The sequence below is a fragment of the Shewanella abyssi genome, assembly GCF_023284025.1.
GTDB lineage: Bacteria > Pseudomonadota > Gammaproteobacteria > Enterobacterales > Shewanellaceae > Shewanella > Shewanella abyssi.
Genome location: NZ_JAKIKR010000024.1, coordinates 18,898 through 33,875, shown reverse-complemented (window position 1 = coordinate 33,875; position 14,978 = coordinate 18,898). Strand labels below are relative to the sequence as shown.

13 protein-coding genes are annotated in these 14,978 nt (G+C 46.0%); 4 read left to right on the top strand and 9 right to left on the bottom strand.

From position 1 onward, the window contains the following. Positions 1-145 precede the first annotated feature (145 nt). Both L2755_RS11855 and L2755_RS11850 read right to left on the bottom strand, forming a co-directional pair. Positions 146-466: a hypothetical protein gene (locus tag L2755_RS11855; RefSeq protein ID WP_248980908.1), complete on the bottom strand. Its 321-nt coding sequence runs from the start codon at positions 464-466 to the stop codon at positions 146-148. A gap of 851 nt (positions 467-1,317) precedes the next feature. Continuing rightward, the gene (locus tag L2755_RS11850) at positions 1,318-2,073 is read right to left on the bottom strand and encodes a DUF4097 family beta strand repeat-containing protein (RefSeq protein WP_248980907.1); all 756 of its coding nucleotides are present in this window, start codon (positions 2,071-2,073) and stop codon (positions 1,318-1,320) included. Between the two features lie 226 nt (positions 2,074-2,299). On the opposite strand from L2755_RS11850, the gene L2755_RS11845 reads away from it, so the two are divergent. Then, entirely contained in the window at positions 2,300-3,103 is an 804-nt protein-coding gene (locus tag L2755_RS11845; RefSeq protein ID WP_248980906.1) for a class I SAM-dependent methyltransferase, read from the top strand. Positions 3,104-3,169: 66 nt separating this feature from the next. Here L2755_RS11845 and L2755_RS11840 read toward each other — a convergent pair whose 3' ends face one another. The 7 genes from L2755_RS11840 to hslR form a co-directional block, all read right to left on the bottom strand. Next, positions 3,170-5,032 carry a M14 family metallopeptidase gene (locus tag L2755_RS11840; protein ID WP_248980905.1) on the bottom strand — a complete coding sequence of 621 codons (1,863 nt, stop codon included), beginning with the start codon at positions 5,030-5,032 and terminating at the stop codon, positions 3,170-3,172. A gap of 188 nt (positions 5,033-5,220) precedes the next feature. After that, positions 5,221-5,943: a helix-turn-helix domain-containing protein gene (locus L2755_RS11835; RefSeq protein ID WP_248980904.1), complete on the bottom strand. Its 723-nt coding sequence runs from the start codon at positions 5,941-5,943 to the stop codon at positions 5,221-5,223. Positions 5,944-6,109: 166 nt separating this feature from the next. After that, the gene (locus L2755_RS11830) at positions 6,110-6,319 is read right to left on the bottom strand and encodes a helix-turn-helix transcriptional regulator (RefSeq protein ID WP_248980903.1); all 210 of its coding nucleotides are present in this window, start codon (positions 6,317-6,319) and stop codon (positions 6,110-6,112) included. Beyond that, positions 6,316-6,741: a hypothetical protein gene (locus L2755_RS11825; protein WP_248980902.1), complete on the bottom strand. Its 426-nt coding sequence runs from the start codon at positions 6,739-6,741 to the stop codon at positions 6,316-6,318. Before L2755_RS11825 ends, L2755_RS11830 begins: the two co-directional genes overlap by 4 nt. Positions 6,742-6,959: 218 nt before the next feature. Beyond that, positions 6,960-8,501 (bottom strand): phosphoenolpyruvate carboxykinase, encoded by a 1,542-nt coding sequence (locus L2755_RS11820; RefSeq protein WP_248980901.1) that lies wholly within the window; start codon positions 8,499-8,501, stop codon positions 6,960-6,962. Positions 8,502-8,717: 216 nt separating this feature from the next. Continuing rightward, positions 8,718-9,578, bottom strand: a complete 861-nt coding sequence (hslO, locus tag L2755_RS11815; RefSeq protein ID WP_248980900.1) for an Hsp33 family molecular chaperone HslO — start codon at positions 9,576-9,578, stop codon at positions 8,718-8,720. Positions 9,579-9,593: 15 nt separating this feature from the next. Continuing rightward, the gene (gene hslR / locus L2755_RS11810; RefSeq protein WP_248980899.1) at positions 9,594-9,992 is read right to left on the bottom strand and encodes a ribosome-associated heat shock protein Hsp15; all 399 of its coding nucleotides are present in this window, start codon (positions 9,990-9,992) and stop codon (positions 9,594-9,596) included. Between the two features lie 270 nt (positions 9,993-10,262). On the opposite strand from hslR, the gene gspC reads away from it, so the two are divergent. The 3 genes from gspC to gspE all read left to right on the top strand — a co-directional run bounded on the left by gspC (position 10,263) and on the right by gspE (position 14,976). After that, complete coding sequence (gene gspC / locus L2755_RS11805) at positions 10,263-11,180, top strand: type II secretion system protein GspC (protein ID WP_248980898.1); 918 nt, start codon at positions 10,263-10,265, stop codon at positions 11,178-11,180. Positions 11,181-11,264: 84 nt separating this feature from the next. Beyond that, complete coding sequence (gene gspD / locus L2755_RS11800; RefSeq protein WP_248980897.1) at positions 11,265-13,412, top strand: type II secretion system secretin GspD; 2,148 nt, start codon at positions 11,265-11,267, stop codon at positions 13,410-13,412. Beyond that, complete coding sequence (gene gspE, locus L2755_RS11795) at positions 13,405-14,976, top strand: type II secretion system ATPase GspE (RefSeq protein WP_248980896.1); 1,572 nt, start codon at positions 13,405-13,407, stop codon at positions 14,974-14,976. The genes gspD and gspE overlap by 8 nt, the downstream gene beginning before the upstream one ends. Positions 14,977-14,978 lie beyond the last annotated feature (2 nt).

Sequence of the window (14,978 nt, the reverse complement as noted above, 5' to 3'; positions counted from 1 at the left end):
GATAAAAAACATAAAGAGCTTCACTGAACTCCCCCTGAAACATAACGCCCCTCTAATAAGTGAACCATGTGCTGGTGGGCGACTTGCTCAGCTAATGGCATGACAGCCTTGGTGAATCTTAATTCAGAGGCTTGTTCAGTTAACTTTACCGAATCACACTCCCATTACGATTTCGCCATCCCTCAATTTCTGGTGTTGATAGCAAATAAGCGTGAAATGTTAAAATACCTATAGTTCTTCTTATTCGTTCAGCCCAAAGTATACCTACTACAAAGCCTCCGCTTAATGAGTAGTACAATGCAGGGAAGAACTTTTCTAATCCAAAAATATCCAAAGTAAAGAAAGTGAATATTGCGAAAATTCCCATAGGCGATATCACAATCTGTATGTATAACCATGCGACAAGAAGATAACCTTGACCGTATATATACCATTCGAGAGGTTTGAGTGCATTTAACTTAGACATCCTATAATTCTTCCCTGAAGTAACTTAACAACTCATTCATTAGTTGCTTGATAACGTTCTTTGCAACTATGTTAACTCCCTTCAACTTAGCACTGCTAAGTTATTGTTGCAAATGACTTATTTATCACGCCACAGTTAGAAGTGGGGCTATTTTAGTCGGAGAAAGAGAGCCTAGTTGTTTGCGAGGTCCGCATATCATTTTTTGCTGTTTTTTAGCCTATTGATTTTTATCGACTTTACTGAATGTTAAAGAATTATCGATGCCTAGAATGCGTGCTGTAGGCATATTTTTGCACGTAGAAAGCGGCATTTGATGCGAATACAGTGTAGCGGTTTATATGAATCTGGAGTTTGTTGGAGGGGTTGGTGCTTTAAAACTTGATAACTCAAATGCCAAGAGTTTGCGCTTTTATAATCCGGTGTAGATGCGGCTGAGGCCTTCGAAAACAGGGATGTTTTCGTTGAGCCTTCATGGACGAACTTGCGGCGAGCCTCAGTAGCGTCTGCACATACGCCGACCGCAGGTCATTGGAACCACAAATGTTAGATATTGCGTCGATGCTTAAGAACAACGTGCTAGATGGATGTGATAATTATCGAACCTCAGCTGATAATCCAGCTGAGTTCCTGAAAGGGTGGGCAGGACGCTGCTGTACTCTAGTGTGCTTAAGGTCAGCATAACTGACCGTTAGCACATTAATCGACAACAGCACCTGCGCCGGGAAGGTTTACTCATTTATGAACTCATTTAAGAGCTCATTTAAGAACTAATTTTAGATCAAATTTAAGCATTAGTTAGGAAAGTGAGTTTGAATCGCTCATCTGGATGATTAATTCGACTCAATGCCAAGCTAGTTCATGCTTACTGAACCATTGATATTGTCGACACTGAGATCGCCGCTACCTGAATCGACAATGCTAAGTCCTTTGGTGTTGTCGACTTCGATATCGCCTGAGCCATCATCAATCACTACGTGGCCATTGACGTTTGTTACTGTCATGTCGCCTGAACCGTCATCAATGTTGGTATCGCCGCCGATGCCGTTTAAGTTGATTGAACCAGAACCGTCTTCAAGGGTCAGTGTGCCTGTGGTGTTGCTAATCGATACCGAGCCCGAGCCATCGATGATGTTGAGGTTATTACCGCCTTGAATCGAAAGGTCACCTGAGCCATCTTCAAGCTGGATATTTGCAGTGACATTGCTAATCTCAATATCACCAGAGCCATCTTCAAGCTTTAGCATCATATGGGCAGGAACTTGAATGGTTAGATCGATGTAAGGAGAGCGGCTGAAATTGATATTGCTGTCAAACTCAGCCACCAATTTTGCGTTGCTACCCTTTTTATCTAGGGTCAAATCCGCTTTGATATCGCCGTAGGTGTATATGTCGGCAATGACGGTGATTTGAGTCAGCCCTGCAACGCCTTGGATCTTCAAGTCTCCAGCACCGGTATCGGCGACGAGTGTGTCGATGCCTGCGGCTTCAATCTTAATGGTCTTCTTCTGGTGATCCATCGGTCCTGCATGGGCACCATTAACATTGATGATGCAACCAGAGAGAGTGAGCGTAATCGCTGCGGCAAAAAGGCTAGAGAGTAGTTTCATTAGATGGTGTCCTTGTTATTGTTTTGTTTTTTTGTTCTTAGTAAATGCAGATAACGTGCCAGGTGGTTATCTAATTGTTTTAGTTGTGATGTTTTATTGTTATCTTAATTTGCAGTGGTGAATTCGCTCATCAATTTGGCCAAAATCGACATTATTGGTGAATTTACTCAAGGGTTTGATAGCGAATAGCCAAATCAGTTAGCGTAATTAGAATGGAAGCAAACATATGGATTATTTATCAGTTAACCAACAGGGTTGGGATCGCCGTGTGCAAACCCATGTCACTTCTGACTTTTACGATGTCGCTGGTTTCTTAAAGGGTAATAGCTCTTTACAAGAGATAGAGCTAGCGGCGTTGAATGTAGCAGGCAAAAGCCTATTACACCTGCAATGCCATTTTGGCTTGGATACACTGTCGTGGGCGAGGCTTGGAGCCAAGGTCACGGGTGTCGATCTCTCTATTGCGGCTATTGAGCAAGCCAATTCATTGGCTGTACAAGCTGGGCTGGATGCTGATTTCGTTTGTACCGATGTCTATAAGGTGACTGAGCAGGTGGCTGGGCAGTTCGATATCGTATTTACCTCTTATGGCGCCATCGTGTGGCTACCTGATTTAGACAAGTGGGCACAGACCATAGCGAGTAAGCTCAACGCTGGTGGCCAGTTCTATATGGTGGAGTTTCATCCTGCGCAAGCGGTATTTGAAGGCTATAGCTACTTTCATCAAGATGAACCCGATGTGGAAGATGAGCCGACCTACACCGAGAATGCCGGTGATGAGACTGAAACCTTTATCAGTTGGTCGCATTCCCTGTCTGATGTGCTGAATGCATTGATCCGTGCAGGCATAGAGATCGAGTCTTTCAATGAGTATCCCTTTAGCCCCTACGACTGTTTTGATGGACTGACAGAGGAGAGCGTTGAAGTCGCACTGCCACAAGGTAAAGCGTCGCGTTTACGTTACTTTGTTGAGCAACAGGGACAAAGATTACCGCTTACTTATGCTATTTCAGGCGTTAAGAAAGGCTAAGTCATACTGAGATAACAAAAAACAGCGCCTTTTGGCGCTGTTTTTGTTTGTGAAGTGCAACTGCTTTTAGTTGCTTCTTAGCACGGGGTACATCTGGTATTGGGCATCATAATACGGGCTGCGCTCGTAGAACCAACGTAGTCGCGCTTGAGGATTAGCGGCAAAGTCCTTATCTTTGAGCGCCTCATCGAATGCGGCTTGCAGTGCCGGATCAGCTTTTAGCATCTGCGCTGCCAACGGCTCTACGGCATAGTTTTCGATATATTCGGTGCGGGTGAAGATAGGGTTGAAAAATCCCCACTGAAATAGCGAATCAGCTGATTGTGGCTCAAGCAGCAGTATGGCGAGATCGCCCAGAGGTTGATCGGTATCGATACGCACTGTACCGACAGCTAAAGTGGTGTCGATTCGTTGGCTACTAATATCAGCGCTAACACGTTGTCGACCTTCGTAATCCGCTACCGCAAATTTAGGCTCGGCAAATTGATATTGCTGTAGTTTCTGTTTACTAGGTTTAGTTAACGCGGTCATGCGTATGCCATGCACACTTAAACGTTCAATCACGTCTGTCCATTGCGGCGGGATAAAATAGGCCGTTGGGCGATTCACTTTGATATCCGCTTTAGTGCCACCGATGACGGGTAGGTTCTCATATAGCCTAGGTTTGCCATTCCAACGCACAATCTCGTTGCCACTAATGGCACTTTGCTCCATTGAGTAACCGATGCCTTTAAAGTCCCAGCCCTGTTTTTGCTGCTCTTGCTTCCAGGTTAATGTCAGTCGTGGTGCGTAGCGGTACTTATCTTGTTGGATCGCGGATTTTAGCTTGGTTGCATCTTTGCCAATGATTTTTAACGTGGCTTCGAGCATCACATAGGTGCCGAGTACGCGCTGCTTAAACGGCTTTAAGCTGTGGTTCTCTATTAGAATGGTCGGCAAGTGACGGGCATCGCCGTAGCCGTTGGAGAAGCGTGGGCCTGCATTCCATAAAGACATGCCTTTGGTGATATCGGTATTATCGAGTGCGAAAACTAATGGCCCTGGGACATGACCTTCATCGGTGAGTGCGGATTCAATCCCAGGGCGATAGCTGTTCTCTAACCACTTATAACTTGCAGGGCTAAGACCTTGCGCAAGGTTGTAGCCAAAGGTGACGTCATATTGATAGTCAATGCCGTCGGTAACGTGCGCATCAATGTACAGGTCGGGTTGCCAGATATTGATGGCGCGCAGCATGTGCTGCATCTCGAGGGTGTCTGCTTTGGCGTAATCACGGTTGAGGTTGAGGTTATTGGCGGTAGTACGCCAGCCCATATTGACAGGGCCTCTTTGATTGACGCGATTAAACTGAGTTGAACGCTCATGGGCGTCGACACTGAAAATCGGTACAAACAGGAGGTTGGCATTATCAAGCAAGGCTGACTTATTGCCAAATACAATGTCGCGTAGCAACATCATGCCAGCGTCTTTACCATCGATCTCGCCTGAATGGATCCCAGCTTGCACCAATACGCTAGGCTTATCGTTGCTTGAGAGTGCCGCTGCATCTTCTGCGCCCTCTTTAGAGGCGACAATCATCCAAATATCGCGTCCCTGTGGGCTCTTACCTATGCTGACTTTTTTGAGCATATTACTTTGAGCAATAAGCTTATCTAACCAGATGAATGTTTCGTCATAGCTTGGACTAGTTTTAAGGCCATTTTTTTCAAATGGAGTGGCCCACTCACTATCTGGTGCGACCAATAGTGATTCGCTTTTGCCGTGCCATTCAATCATCGGCGGCAAAATGGCGTCATTCACGTAAGTGGTCGCTAATTGAGGTGTGGCATCGTGCTCTGCGGCAATGGTGCTTAAGCTGATGGCACTGGTCGCAAGAGCAACTAGACTGGTAAGGGCTGCTCTGCGAGTCAATATCGGTGTTAGGCGCATGATAGGGCATCCATCTTTTAGATAAATTTAGAATTATTATAAGGGGTTATACTTCATCAAAATGCTGATGAGTGCAAGAGGATAACTGTGTCGAATCATGCGGACTGTTCGACTGAATCTGTCCGCATTGTCATTGATATTGCGCTGCTAAAGATGGATGTTTGCCGCTAGATATTCTGTGTATGGCCTTATTGTCGTTGGTATAAGCGTCGCTCTAGGCCAAAACCGACAATACCTGCTGCAAAAAACAGGACTCCCAATAGCTGCAGCCATGCATTGATTGCTCGTGGTACCGAGACCTTTTTATCGAGGGAATACATCCTTTTTCCGCCATCAACGTCGATATTAAATCTTTGGCTTCTGTTGTCAGTCGTTAGCAGGTAGTGGTCATCTCTGCGCTTAGCCATTTCAACCCTTTTCTGCTCTCTAATAGAATGGCTATTCTCAACTGTTGCGTCCAAAGTGCGGCTCCAAGACGAATAGATATCGAGTGGCTCACCTGGCTGTACTACCCCTAGGGATTGGTACTGGTATTGATTTTCTGAAAAGATCTGTCGGCTATAACCTGCGTAGAAGGTCGTAATGCCTAAGACTATTAGCGTGGCAGCAAGATAGAGAAAGCGCCGCAGCGAGCGGATCTTTAGATTGTCTTTTTGAGACAATATCGCTTCTATGTCGGCGACTTGGTTGAGTTGCTGGCGGTACATTTTAGTGTCGATAGCAGCTAGGAATTCGTTGATACTGAGCGATAAGGCGCTAAGTAGGCTGCGAAACACATCATTGGACGGCACTGATTTGTCATTCTCTAGTTTCGATAAGTAAGACTGCTCAATTCCCACCATTTCAGCCAACTCCGGCTGACTCAAGCCACGAGCTGTGCGGCACTGTTTAATTTGATTACCTAATGTCATAGTTCAATCCTTTGTTATCCATCTCAAGTTATTTAGTTCGTGAAACAGTGACTACTCTTGGCTATTCATGGATAAATATGAAGTGGAATATTGCAGCATAACAAGGAATATTAGCTAAATCCTGGCGCTAACAAATAAGTCCTCCAATACGGAGGACCTATTATAACTAACCCACTTCAAGTTCTGTTTCATCTTCGAAGATGGCCTCAATGGGCATCTCGAATAGGCGGGCAACTTTAAAGGCGAGTGGCAAACTGGGATCGTATTTCCCCTTCTCTATCGCATTGATAGTTTGCCGTGATACTTCAAGTTTGTCGGCTAGATCAGCTTGAGTCCAATCTCGTTCCGCTCTGAGTACTTTTAAGCGATTTTTCATCGGTAAGCCAACCTTCCTTTAATAATACCAACCAAATAGGCTAAGGCCATAAGCGCAATGAGATAAGAGGTTTGTAAGGGTGGCAAGGTCGTTGCGCTTTCTAAAATTGAATAGCTTGAAAAGCTAATGATGGCCACACCGACAGCCAGTGCTAGTGCACCTAGCTGCACTTTACGTTCCATTTCATCGAGCTGGATTAGAAAGCGTTTATAAGACAGCAGCATGGCGATGCCGATAATGGTATGTATCCCAAAGGCAATAGCAATGGTTAACGGGCTGTCCAGCATGCCTTCTTCGGCAAGGTAGGTGCCAATCAAAAGGGAGACAGCCCACAGCAGTGCTAATAGATTAACCAGGTTGGCATTTTTAATATCGCGCTTTGGCAGCCCTTTGACGCAGATTGCTTCTAGTAGTTTTTTCATCGGTACAGTTCCTTTTGTTTTGCTTGCCTGTAAAGTAAGCTTGACTTAAAGTTATGCTTACTTGATATAAATGTCAAGCATGCTTTACTTAAAGTTCAAGGTGCTTTACTCGTAGGCGACCGTAATCCATTGTTAAATGGAGAATCTTTAATCCAAAAAAAATCCCAACTTAGCTTAGCTAAATTGGGATCCTTAAGCGTTTACGCTAGTGGGTAGCGTTAGGCGTTTGGCCCAGCATTCTTGATTGAATCAGGTACTTGGTATTTTTCAAAGTTAGTTTTAAAGCTTTCAGCGAGGCGCTGTGCAAACTCTGCGTACTGTTGCTTATCTTCCCATGTGTTGACTGGGTTCAATAAGTTGCTGTCGACCCCTGTTACCGCCACTGGTACATGCAGGTTTAACTTTTCAAGGTACTGGGTTTCAACATCTTTGAGTTCACCGCTGACTATCGCATCGACAATGGCACGCGTCGTAGGGATATCAAAACGCTTACCGATACCGTGTGGACCACCTGTCCAACCCGTATTGACCAAGTAAACTTGGCTACCGAAGGATTCGATACGCTTCATTAACAGTTCGGCGTATACGCCAGCGGGGCGTGGAAAGAATGGTGCGCCGAAGCAGGTCGAGAACGTTGACTGAATGGCTGCCGTTGAGCCCATTTCAGTTGAACCCACTTTAGCGGTATAACCCGATAAAAAGTGATAGGCTGCTTGCTCCTTAGTGAGCTTAGAAACCGGTGGTAATACACCTGAAACGTCGCACGTTAGGAATACAACGGCATGAGGTTCTGCACCGCAGTTTTCTTCTTTACGTTGAGCGATGTGCTCAAGCGGGTAGGCTGCGCGAGTATTTTCTGTCAATGAAGAGTTAGTGTAATCAGGTACACGGTTCTCATCAGTAACGACGTTTTCTAGTACTGTACCGAAACGGATCGCATCCCAAATTACCGGCTCGTTCTTCTCGCTAAGGTCGATGCATTTTGCGTAGCAACCGCCTTCGATGTTAAATACGCCACCGGGTGCCCAGCCGTGCTCATCGTCACCGATAAGGAAACGTTTTGGATCTGCTGAAAGTGTGGTTTTACCTGTTCCTGATAGACCAAAGAACAGCGTAGTGTCGCCGTCGTGACCCACGTTAGCTGAGCAGTGCATTGGTAATACACCTTTCGCTGGCAGTAGGAAATTCTGCACTGAGAACATCGACTTCTTCATTTCGCCAGCATATTTAAGGCCAGCAAGTAGCACTTTGCGTTCTGCAAAGTTCAAGATAACAGTCGCGTCCGAATGAGTACCGTCACGTTCTGGTACACACTCAAACCCCGGTGCATTGATGATCTGCCAAGTCGGCTTATCTGCTGCATTAAACTCTTCAGGAATGATGAAAAGGTTACGGGCGAATAGTTGGTGCCATGCATATTCAGTGGTTACAGTCACTGGCTGATAATGCTCTTTGCTTGCACCAACTTCAAGATTCGATACGAAAGTGTCTTTATCTGCTAGATAAGCTTCAACACGATTCCAAAGGGCAGTAAATGCGTCAGCTGCAAATGGTTTATTGACTGCTCCCCACTCAATATCAGCTTCTGAGCTAGACTCTTTAACGATAAAACGGTCATTGGGTGAACGACCAGATCGTTCGCCAGTTTTTGCAACTAAAGCACCGTTTGCAGTCAATTCACCTTCGCCACGCGCTAGCGCAAGCTCGACTAATTGGCCTGTAGAAAGGTTAAGGTACTCGCGGTTAGATCCATCCGCCATGTGTAAGGTCTCCATCAGTAGGGTCGTTGTTATGTGCCGGTCTATGGCGCCAGCTATTTTGTTTGAAGCGATTGTAACGTATGCGCAATTGAATATGTGCACAAGATCAAAAAAAAGCTCAAAAAGTGACAGAGGTACTACTAAAGGATGGTTGCTTGATGATGGGATAAAAAAGGCGCTCAATGAGCGCCTTAATCGAATTAATAGGGTAAATACTTACTGAGTGACGTCACTGCTTGCTGCATTGGTAAAAATGGCTTCGACATCAATGGTGTCAAAAATGTATTTGCTGTTGCAGTACTCACAACCCATTTCGATTTTACCTTGCTCGGCAATAATCGAATCGATCTCTGCTTTAGCGACGGTGCGAATCGCTTGCGCGCTACGCTCTTTTGAACAAGTGCAGCTAAAAGTAATCGCTACCGGATCAAATAGCAGCACTTCCTCTTCGTGATAGAGACGATGCAGTACCTCTTCCGCTTCAAGCGCAAAGAGTTCATCTTGTTTAACGGTTTCAGTTAATACAGATAGGTGTTCGAACTCTTCATTATGGTCGCCGTTAGTAGGCAACACCTGCAGGAACATTCCCGCTGCTTGCTGAGTATTGGCAAACAGCTTTATTTTGGTTGGTAACTGCTCTGATTGTTCAAAGTATGTTTCTAAGCATTCGGCTAGTGTTTCTTTATCGAGTGCAACCACACCTTGATAACGCTCGCCATCATCTGGCGTTAAGGTGATCACCATGTGTCCTTTGCCAAACAGGGTTTGTATTGGTGTGTCATTAGCAATGTTGCCAGTCCAGCGAGACACGCCGCGCAGCTGCTGCAGGTTATTACCATTGATTACGGCTAACGATACTGGACCATCACCTTGCAATTGAATACTAATATCGCCACTGAACTTCAAGGTCGCCGTTAGCAGTGATGTTGCTGCCATCAATTCGCCCAATAGATGCTGAATTGCTAACGGATAGTCATGGGCGGCTATCACTTCTTGGTAGCTCTTCTCTAGTTGTACCAGTTCACCACGCACGCTGGCATTTTCAAACAGGTAGCGATATAAATTGTCTTTAGTCATTTCGGTATTCCAGTGTTAGCTTTCTTTAAAGCGCATTATTTGGCGACGCTGTTTCTTATCCGGTTTATGGTCGGGTGCCGGATTATGAAGAATATTCAAGCGTCTTTGTTCGGCATATGTCTCACGTTTCGCTATGCTTTGTGGTGTTTCTTCATAAAGGGTTTGCGCGATTAACCCTTTCTGGCGGTGTTCGGATATTTTTACTATGACGATCTCTTTTTCGTCATACCCTTGCCTTAATCTAATGGTCGCGCCAACCTCTGCATATCGGCTCGATTTTGAGCGTTGGCCGTTGTAGTGTACTTTACCACCATTAATCATCTCTTTTGAGATGGCGCGAGTCTTATAGAAGCGTGCAGCCCAGAGCCATTTATCTAAGCGGACTTTTAATGTTTGTTGCTCGTTGTCATTCATGAGCGACTCCAGTGGTAGATTAACCTTGATTAAAGTAGGGGGAAGTTCACAAGCTGAGTATTAATATACAAATCTTTACGCCTCTACTCGCAAAAGAGTGGCAAGCTTCACACCCTTTTAAGGCGCGTAAAGTTAGCATATTTGGCCTATTATCGCCAACATTGCTGCTGTTATGGGCTTGTTGCAGGGTGCAGTGTGGGTTAGCATGAGTCAGGATTTGCTAAATTATCATTATCAGAACAGAGACCTGTGCAGAGGGTCCACATAAATATGGATTTATTAGATAAGTTTTTAACCAAAGCGGCGGGTGTGCCTCAAAAGCCCGTTAGCTCAGCGATATTTGGTCTAGGTGTCGTGCTAACGCTATTGCTATTAGCACAGATCACATGGAAGCTAGTTCCTGAAAATTCAGCTGTTTCTCGCTGGACGCCTACGCCTGTCTCTTCGACATCTTCTGGGGTGATAAACATTTCTGCTTTGCAAGAATTAGGGCTTTTTGGTCACGCCGATAGTGCTTCAGCCAAGCCTAAGGTCGCTCCGAAAGAAGAAGTGATTACCGATGCACCTAAAACCTCGCTGTCAATTCAGTTGACTGGTGTGGTCGCGTCAACGACCGAGCAAAAGGGCTTAGCGGTCATTGCATCAGGGGGTAGCCAAGATACTTACGGCTTAGGCGACAAAATTAAAGGCACATCGGCCTCGTTAAAAGAGGTTTATGCCGATCGTATTATCATCACCAACAGTGGGCGATACGAAACCCTGATGCTGGATGGTCTTGAATACAACACCAACAGTAATGCTAATCAGCAACTGCAAAGAGCCAAGAGCTTACCTAAGGGTAACAGAATAGATCAACGTCAAAACCGTGAAGTGGCCCGAGAGTTAGGCGAATCACGTGAGCAGATCTTAGCTGACCCGAGCAAAATCACCGATTACTTAGCGATTTCTCCAGTTAAAAGAGATGGAGAGCTTGCGGGCTATCGCCTCAATCCAGGTAAAGACAGAAAGTTATTTATCGAGGCAGGTTTTAAACCCAATGATTTGGCAAAGTCGATAAATGGTTACGACTTGACTAATATGGGTCAGGCATTAGAGGTAATGGGGCAATTACCAGAGATGACTGAAATTGCCTTAATGGTTGAACGCGAAGGTCAACTGATCGAAATCATGTTTAGCTTGCCGCAATAGAAGAGCAGCAACCAATAACAATAAAGGCTGCTGCAATAACTCATTGAGCTTGCCGCAATTAAAGGTTTTAGGGGACGTATTACAATGAATAATAAAAGGATTAGACGCGGACTAATTGCCGGCATGGTCATGGGGGCGTCATTATTAGCGCCGCAGCTTGCCTGGTCTGAACAATATGCGGCTAACTTTAAGGGCACAGATATTCAAGAATTTATCAACATTGTTGGTAAAAACTTAAACCGCACTATTATTGTCGATCCTACCGTTCGCGGCAAAATCAATGTTCGTAGCTACGATCTCCTAGACGATGAGCAGTATTACCAATTCTTTCTCAACACGCTGCAAGTCTACGGTTATGCCGTGGTTGAGATGGAAAACAACATCATTAAGGTCATCAAGGATAAAGATGCCAAAACCGCATCGATTCGCATTGCTGACGATGATACACCGGGGATCGGTGATGAGATGGTTACCCGTATCGTGCCGGTGTATAACACCGATGCCAAACAGCTTGCGCCCTTATTACGTCAGCTAAACGATAATGCCGGCGGCGGTAATGTGGTTAACTACAACCCCTCAAATGTATTGATGATCACCGGCCGTGCCGCCGTGGTTAACAAATTGGTTGAGATCATCCGTCGCGTCGATAAACAGGGAGATACCGCGGTCGAAGTGGTCAATCTTAAATTTGCATCAGCAGGTGAAATTGTCCGTATCGTCGATGCCCTGTATCGCTCCACGGCGAATCAAGCGCAGCTACCGGGTCAAGCGCCTAAAGTAGTGGCTGATGAACGGACTAATTCCGTGATTGTTAGTGGTGACGAAAAGAGTCGTCAACGGGTTGTTAAGCTCATTAGGCAATTGGATGCCGAGCAAGCGAGCACGGGCAATACTAAAGTACGCTATATATACTACGCCAATGCTGAAGACTTAGTCGAAGTGCTAACTGGCTTTGCCCAGCAGCTGGGAGATGACAAGGGCGGCTCAGCGCAAGGTGGTAACAAGCGCCGTAAAGAAATTAATATCATGGCCCATGCCGACACCAATGCCTTGGTGATCACCGCCGATCCCGATCAGATGCGCACCATTGAGAGTGTGATTAATCAGTTAGATGTTCGCCGGGCGCAGGTGCTGGTTGAAGCCATTATTGTCGAAGTCGGCGAAGGTGATGATGTCGGCTTCGGGGTGCAGTGGGCCACGGCCGCAGGCGGTGGAACGCAGTTTAACAACTTAGGCCCAACCATTGGTGAGATTGGCGCCGGTGTATGGCAGGCGCAGGGCGAGGAAGGGACCACTGTTTGTACAGAGAACGGAACCTGTACCGAGAATCCTGACACACAAGGTGATATTACCCTGCTGGCACAAGCTTTAGGTAAAGTGAATGGTATGGCATGGGGCGTGGCGATGGGAGACTTTGGCGCACTGATTCAAGCAGTGTCGAGTGATACCAAGTCCAACGTACTAGCAACACCGTCAATTACCACCCTTGATAACCAAGAAGCCTCATTCATTGTCGGTGATGAGGTACCGATCCTTACGGGTAGCCAAAACTCTAGTAATGGCAACAGTAACCCATTCCAGACGGTAGAACGTAAAGAGGTCGGAGTTAAGCTTAAGGTGATCCCACAGATCAACGAAGGCAATGCGGTTAAGTTAACCATTGAGCAAGAAGTGTCGGGCATCAACGGTAAAACCGGTGTCGATGTGACCTTCGCGACTCGCCGCTTAACCACCACGGTAATGGCAGACTCCGGCCAGATTGTGGTGCTCGGTGGTCTCATTAAGGAAGAGGTACAAGAGTCGGTGCAAAAGGTGCCGTTCTTAGGCGATATCCCCTTCATTGGTCATCTGTTCAAGTCATCTTCAAGTGGCAAGAAAAAGACTAACTTGATGGTGTTTATCAAACCAACGATTATTCGTGATGGCATCACCATGCAAGGTATTGCTGGCCGCAAATATAAGTACTTCCGTGCGCTGCAACTTGAGCAGCAAGCGCGTGGTGTTAATTTAATGCCAAATACTAATGTACCTATTCTAGAAGAGTGGGATCAAGAGGCGTATCTACCTGAAGAGGTGAATGAAGTTCTGAATCGCTATAAAGCAGGTAAAGGGCTAGACACTAAAATGCGCCAAACCGACCCAGCGTTGAAGCGGATCTCTGAGAGCAAAGATGCTGACGCAAAGAAAGCGGTAGAAACAGCTGACACTGAAAAAGATGTAGCTGATGAGTGATAATAAGATCCAAGCAGATGATGAACTAGCACAAGTATCAAATGAACTTGGACTCGTGTCTGAAGCGGAAGCTGACGAAGTTTTCCATTCGACCAGCAAAGAGCGGCTGCCTTTTGCATTTGCCCATCGGTTTAATGCCGCATTAGATAAAGATGAGAATGGTGTCTTATCGCTCTATCATACGACCGGCACGCCTCTAGAAGCATTATTGGAGGCTCGTCGTTATAGTGGTAAGTCGTTACCATTGATTAAGCTAGAGGAGGTAGCGTTTGAAACACGCTTAACCCAAGCCTATCAAGCTAATTCATCAGAAGCGCAGCAGATGATGGAAGATATTGGTAACGAGATGGACCTGTTTACCCTCGCTGAAGAGCTACCTCAAACAGAGGACTTGCTAGAGGGTGACGATGACGCACCGATCATTAAACTGATTAACGCGCTCCTGTCTGAAGCGATTAAAGAAGAAGCGTCCGATATTCATATCGAGACCTATGAAAAACAACTGGTGGTGCGTTTCCGTGTCGACGGTATCTTAAAAGAGGTCCTAAAGCCGAACCGCAAACTATCATCACTGTTAGTATCGCGTATTAAGGTAATGGCACGATTAGATATTGCTGAAAAACGAGTACCACAAGATGGCCGTATTTCACTGCGTATTGCTGGCCGCGCGGTCGATGTACGTGTATCGACGATGCCATCAAGCCATGGCGAGCGTGTGGTACTACGTCTACTCGATAAAAATACCGGTAATTTAGATCTGGTCCAACTGGGCATGACCGAAGCTGTGCGGCTGCAGTTCGATGAACTGATCCGCAAACCCCACGGTATTATCTTGGTCACTGGGCCAACCGGTTCCGGTAAAAGTACCACCTTGTATGCCGGCTTAACTGAACTCAATTCAATCGACACCAATATTCTAACCGTCGAAGATCCTATCGAGTACGAATTACAGGGTATTGGTCAAACACAGGTAAACGCCAAAGTTGATATGACATTTGCTCGTGGTCTGCGTGCTATTTTGCGTCAAGATCCCGATGTGGTGATGATTGGTGAAATTCGCGATCTTGAAACCGCTCAAATTGCAGTGCAAGCCTCGTTAACCGGTCACATGGTGATATCAACACTGCATACCAATACGGCTTCAGGTTCTATTACGCGCTTACAAGACATGGGGGTTGAACCTTTCCTTGTATCGTCGAGCTTGCTAGGCGTACTCGCGCAGCGATTGATCAGAACTTTATGTAAGCACTGTAAAGAGGAACATGTACCTGACGAGCGTGAAAGAGAGCTGCTGGGTATTGCATTTGATGATCCACGCACTATTTGTCGTGCTAAAGGTTGTAAAGAGTGTGGCCATAATGGTTACCGCGGTCGTACGGGGATCCATGAGCTGCTCACTGTTGATGATAGCGTGCGTGAGTTGATCCATACGGGTCGCGGCGAGTTAGCGATTGAGAAACATATTCGCAAAACGGTGCCGAGTATTCGTCATGACGGTATGAGTAAAGTACTGCTAGGGAAAACCACTCTGGAAGAAGTGCTGCGCGTGACTCGCGAGGAATAACC

Coding starts and splice junctions, on each gene's coding strand:
- gspD (WP_248980897.1), top strand. CDS start 11,265: ATGAATAATAAAAGGATTAGACGCGGACTAATTGCCGGCATGGTCATG.
- L2755_RS11820 (WP_248980901.1), bottom strand. CDS start 8,501: ATGGCGGATGGATCTAACCGCGAGTACCTTAACCTTTCTACAGGCCAA.
- hslO (WP_248980900.1), bottom strand. CDS start 9,578: ATGACTAAAGACAATTTATATCGCTACCTGTTTGAAAATGCCAGCGTG.
- hslR (WP_248980899.1), bottom strand. CDS start 9,992: ATGAATGACAACGAGCAACAAACATTAAAAGTCCGCTTAGATAAATGG.
- L2755_RS11855 (WP_248980908.1), bottom strand. CDS start 466: ATGTCTAAGTTAAATGCACTCAAACCTCTCGAATGGTATATATACGGT.
- gspC (WP_248980898.1), top strand. CDS start 10,263: ATGGATTTATTAGATAAGTTTTTAACCAAAGCGGCGGGTGTGCCTCAA.
- L2755_RS11845 (WP_248980906.1), top strand. CDS start 2,300: ATGGATTATTTATCAGTTAACCAACAGGGTTGGGATCGCCGTGTGCAA.
- L2755_RS11830 (WP_248980903.1), bottom strand. CDS start 6,319: ATGAAAAATCGCTTAAAAGTACTCAGAGCGGAACGAGATTGGACTCAA.
- L2755_RS11825 (WP_248980902.1), bottom strand. CDS start 6,741: ATGAAAAAACTACTAGAAGCAATCTGCGTCAAAGGGCTGCCAAAGCGC.
- L2755_RS11840 (WP_248980905.1), bottom strand. CDS start 5,032: ATGCGCCTAACACCGATATTGACTCGCAGAGCAGCCCTTACCAGTCTA.
- L2755_RS11835 (WP_248980904.1), bottom strand. CDS start 5,943: ATGACATTAGGTAATCAAATTAAACAGTGCCGCACAGCTCGTGGCTTG.
- gspE (WP_248980896.1), top strand. CDS start 13,405: ATGAGTGATAATAAGATCCAAGCAGATGATGAACTAGCACAAGTATCA.
- L2755_RS11850 (WP_248980907.1), bottom strand. CDS start 2,073: ATGAAACTACTCTCTAGCCTTTTTGCCGCAGCGATTACGCTCACTCTC.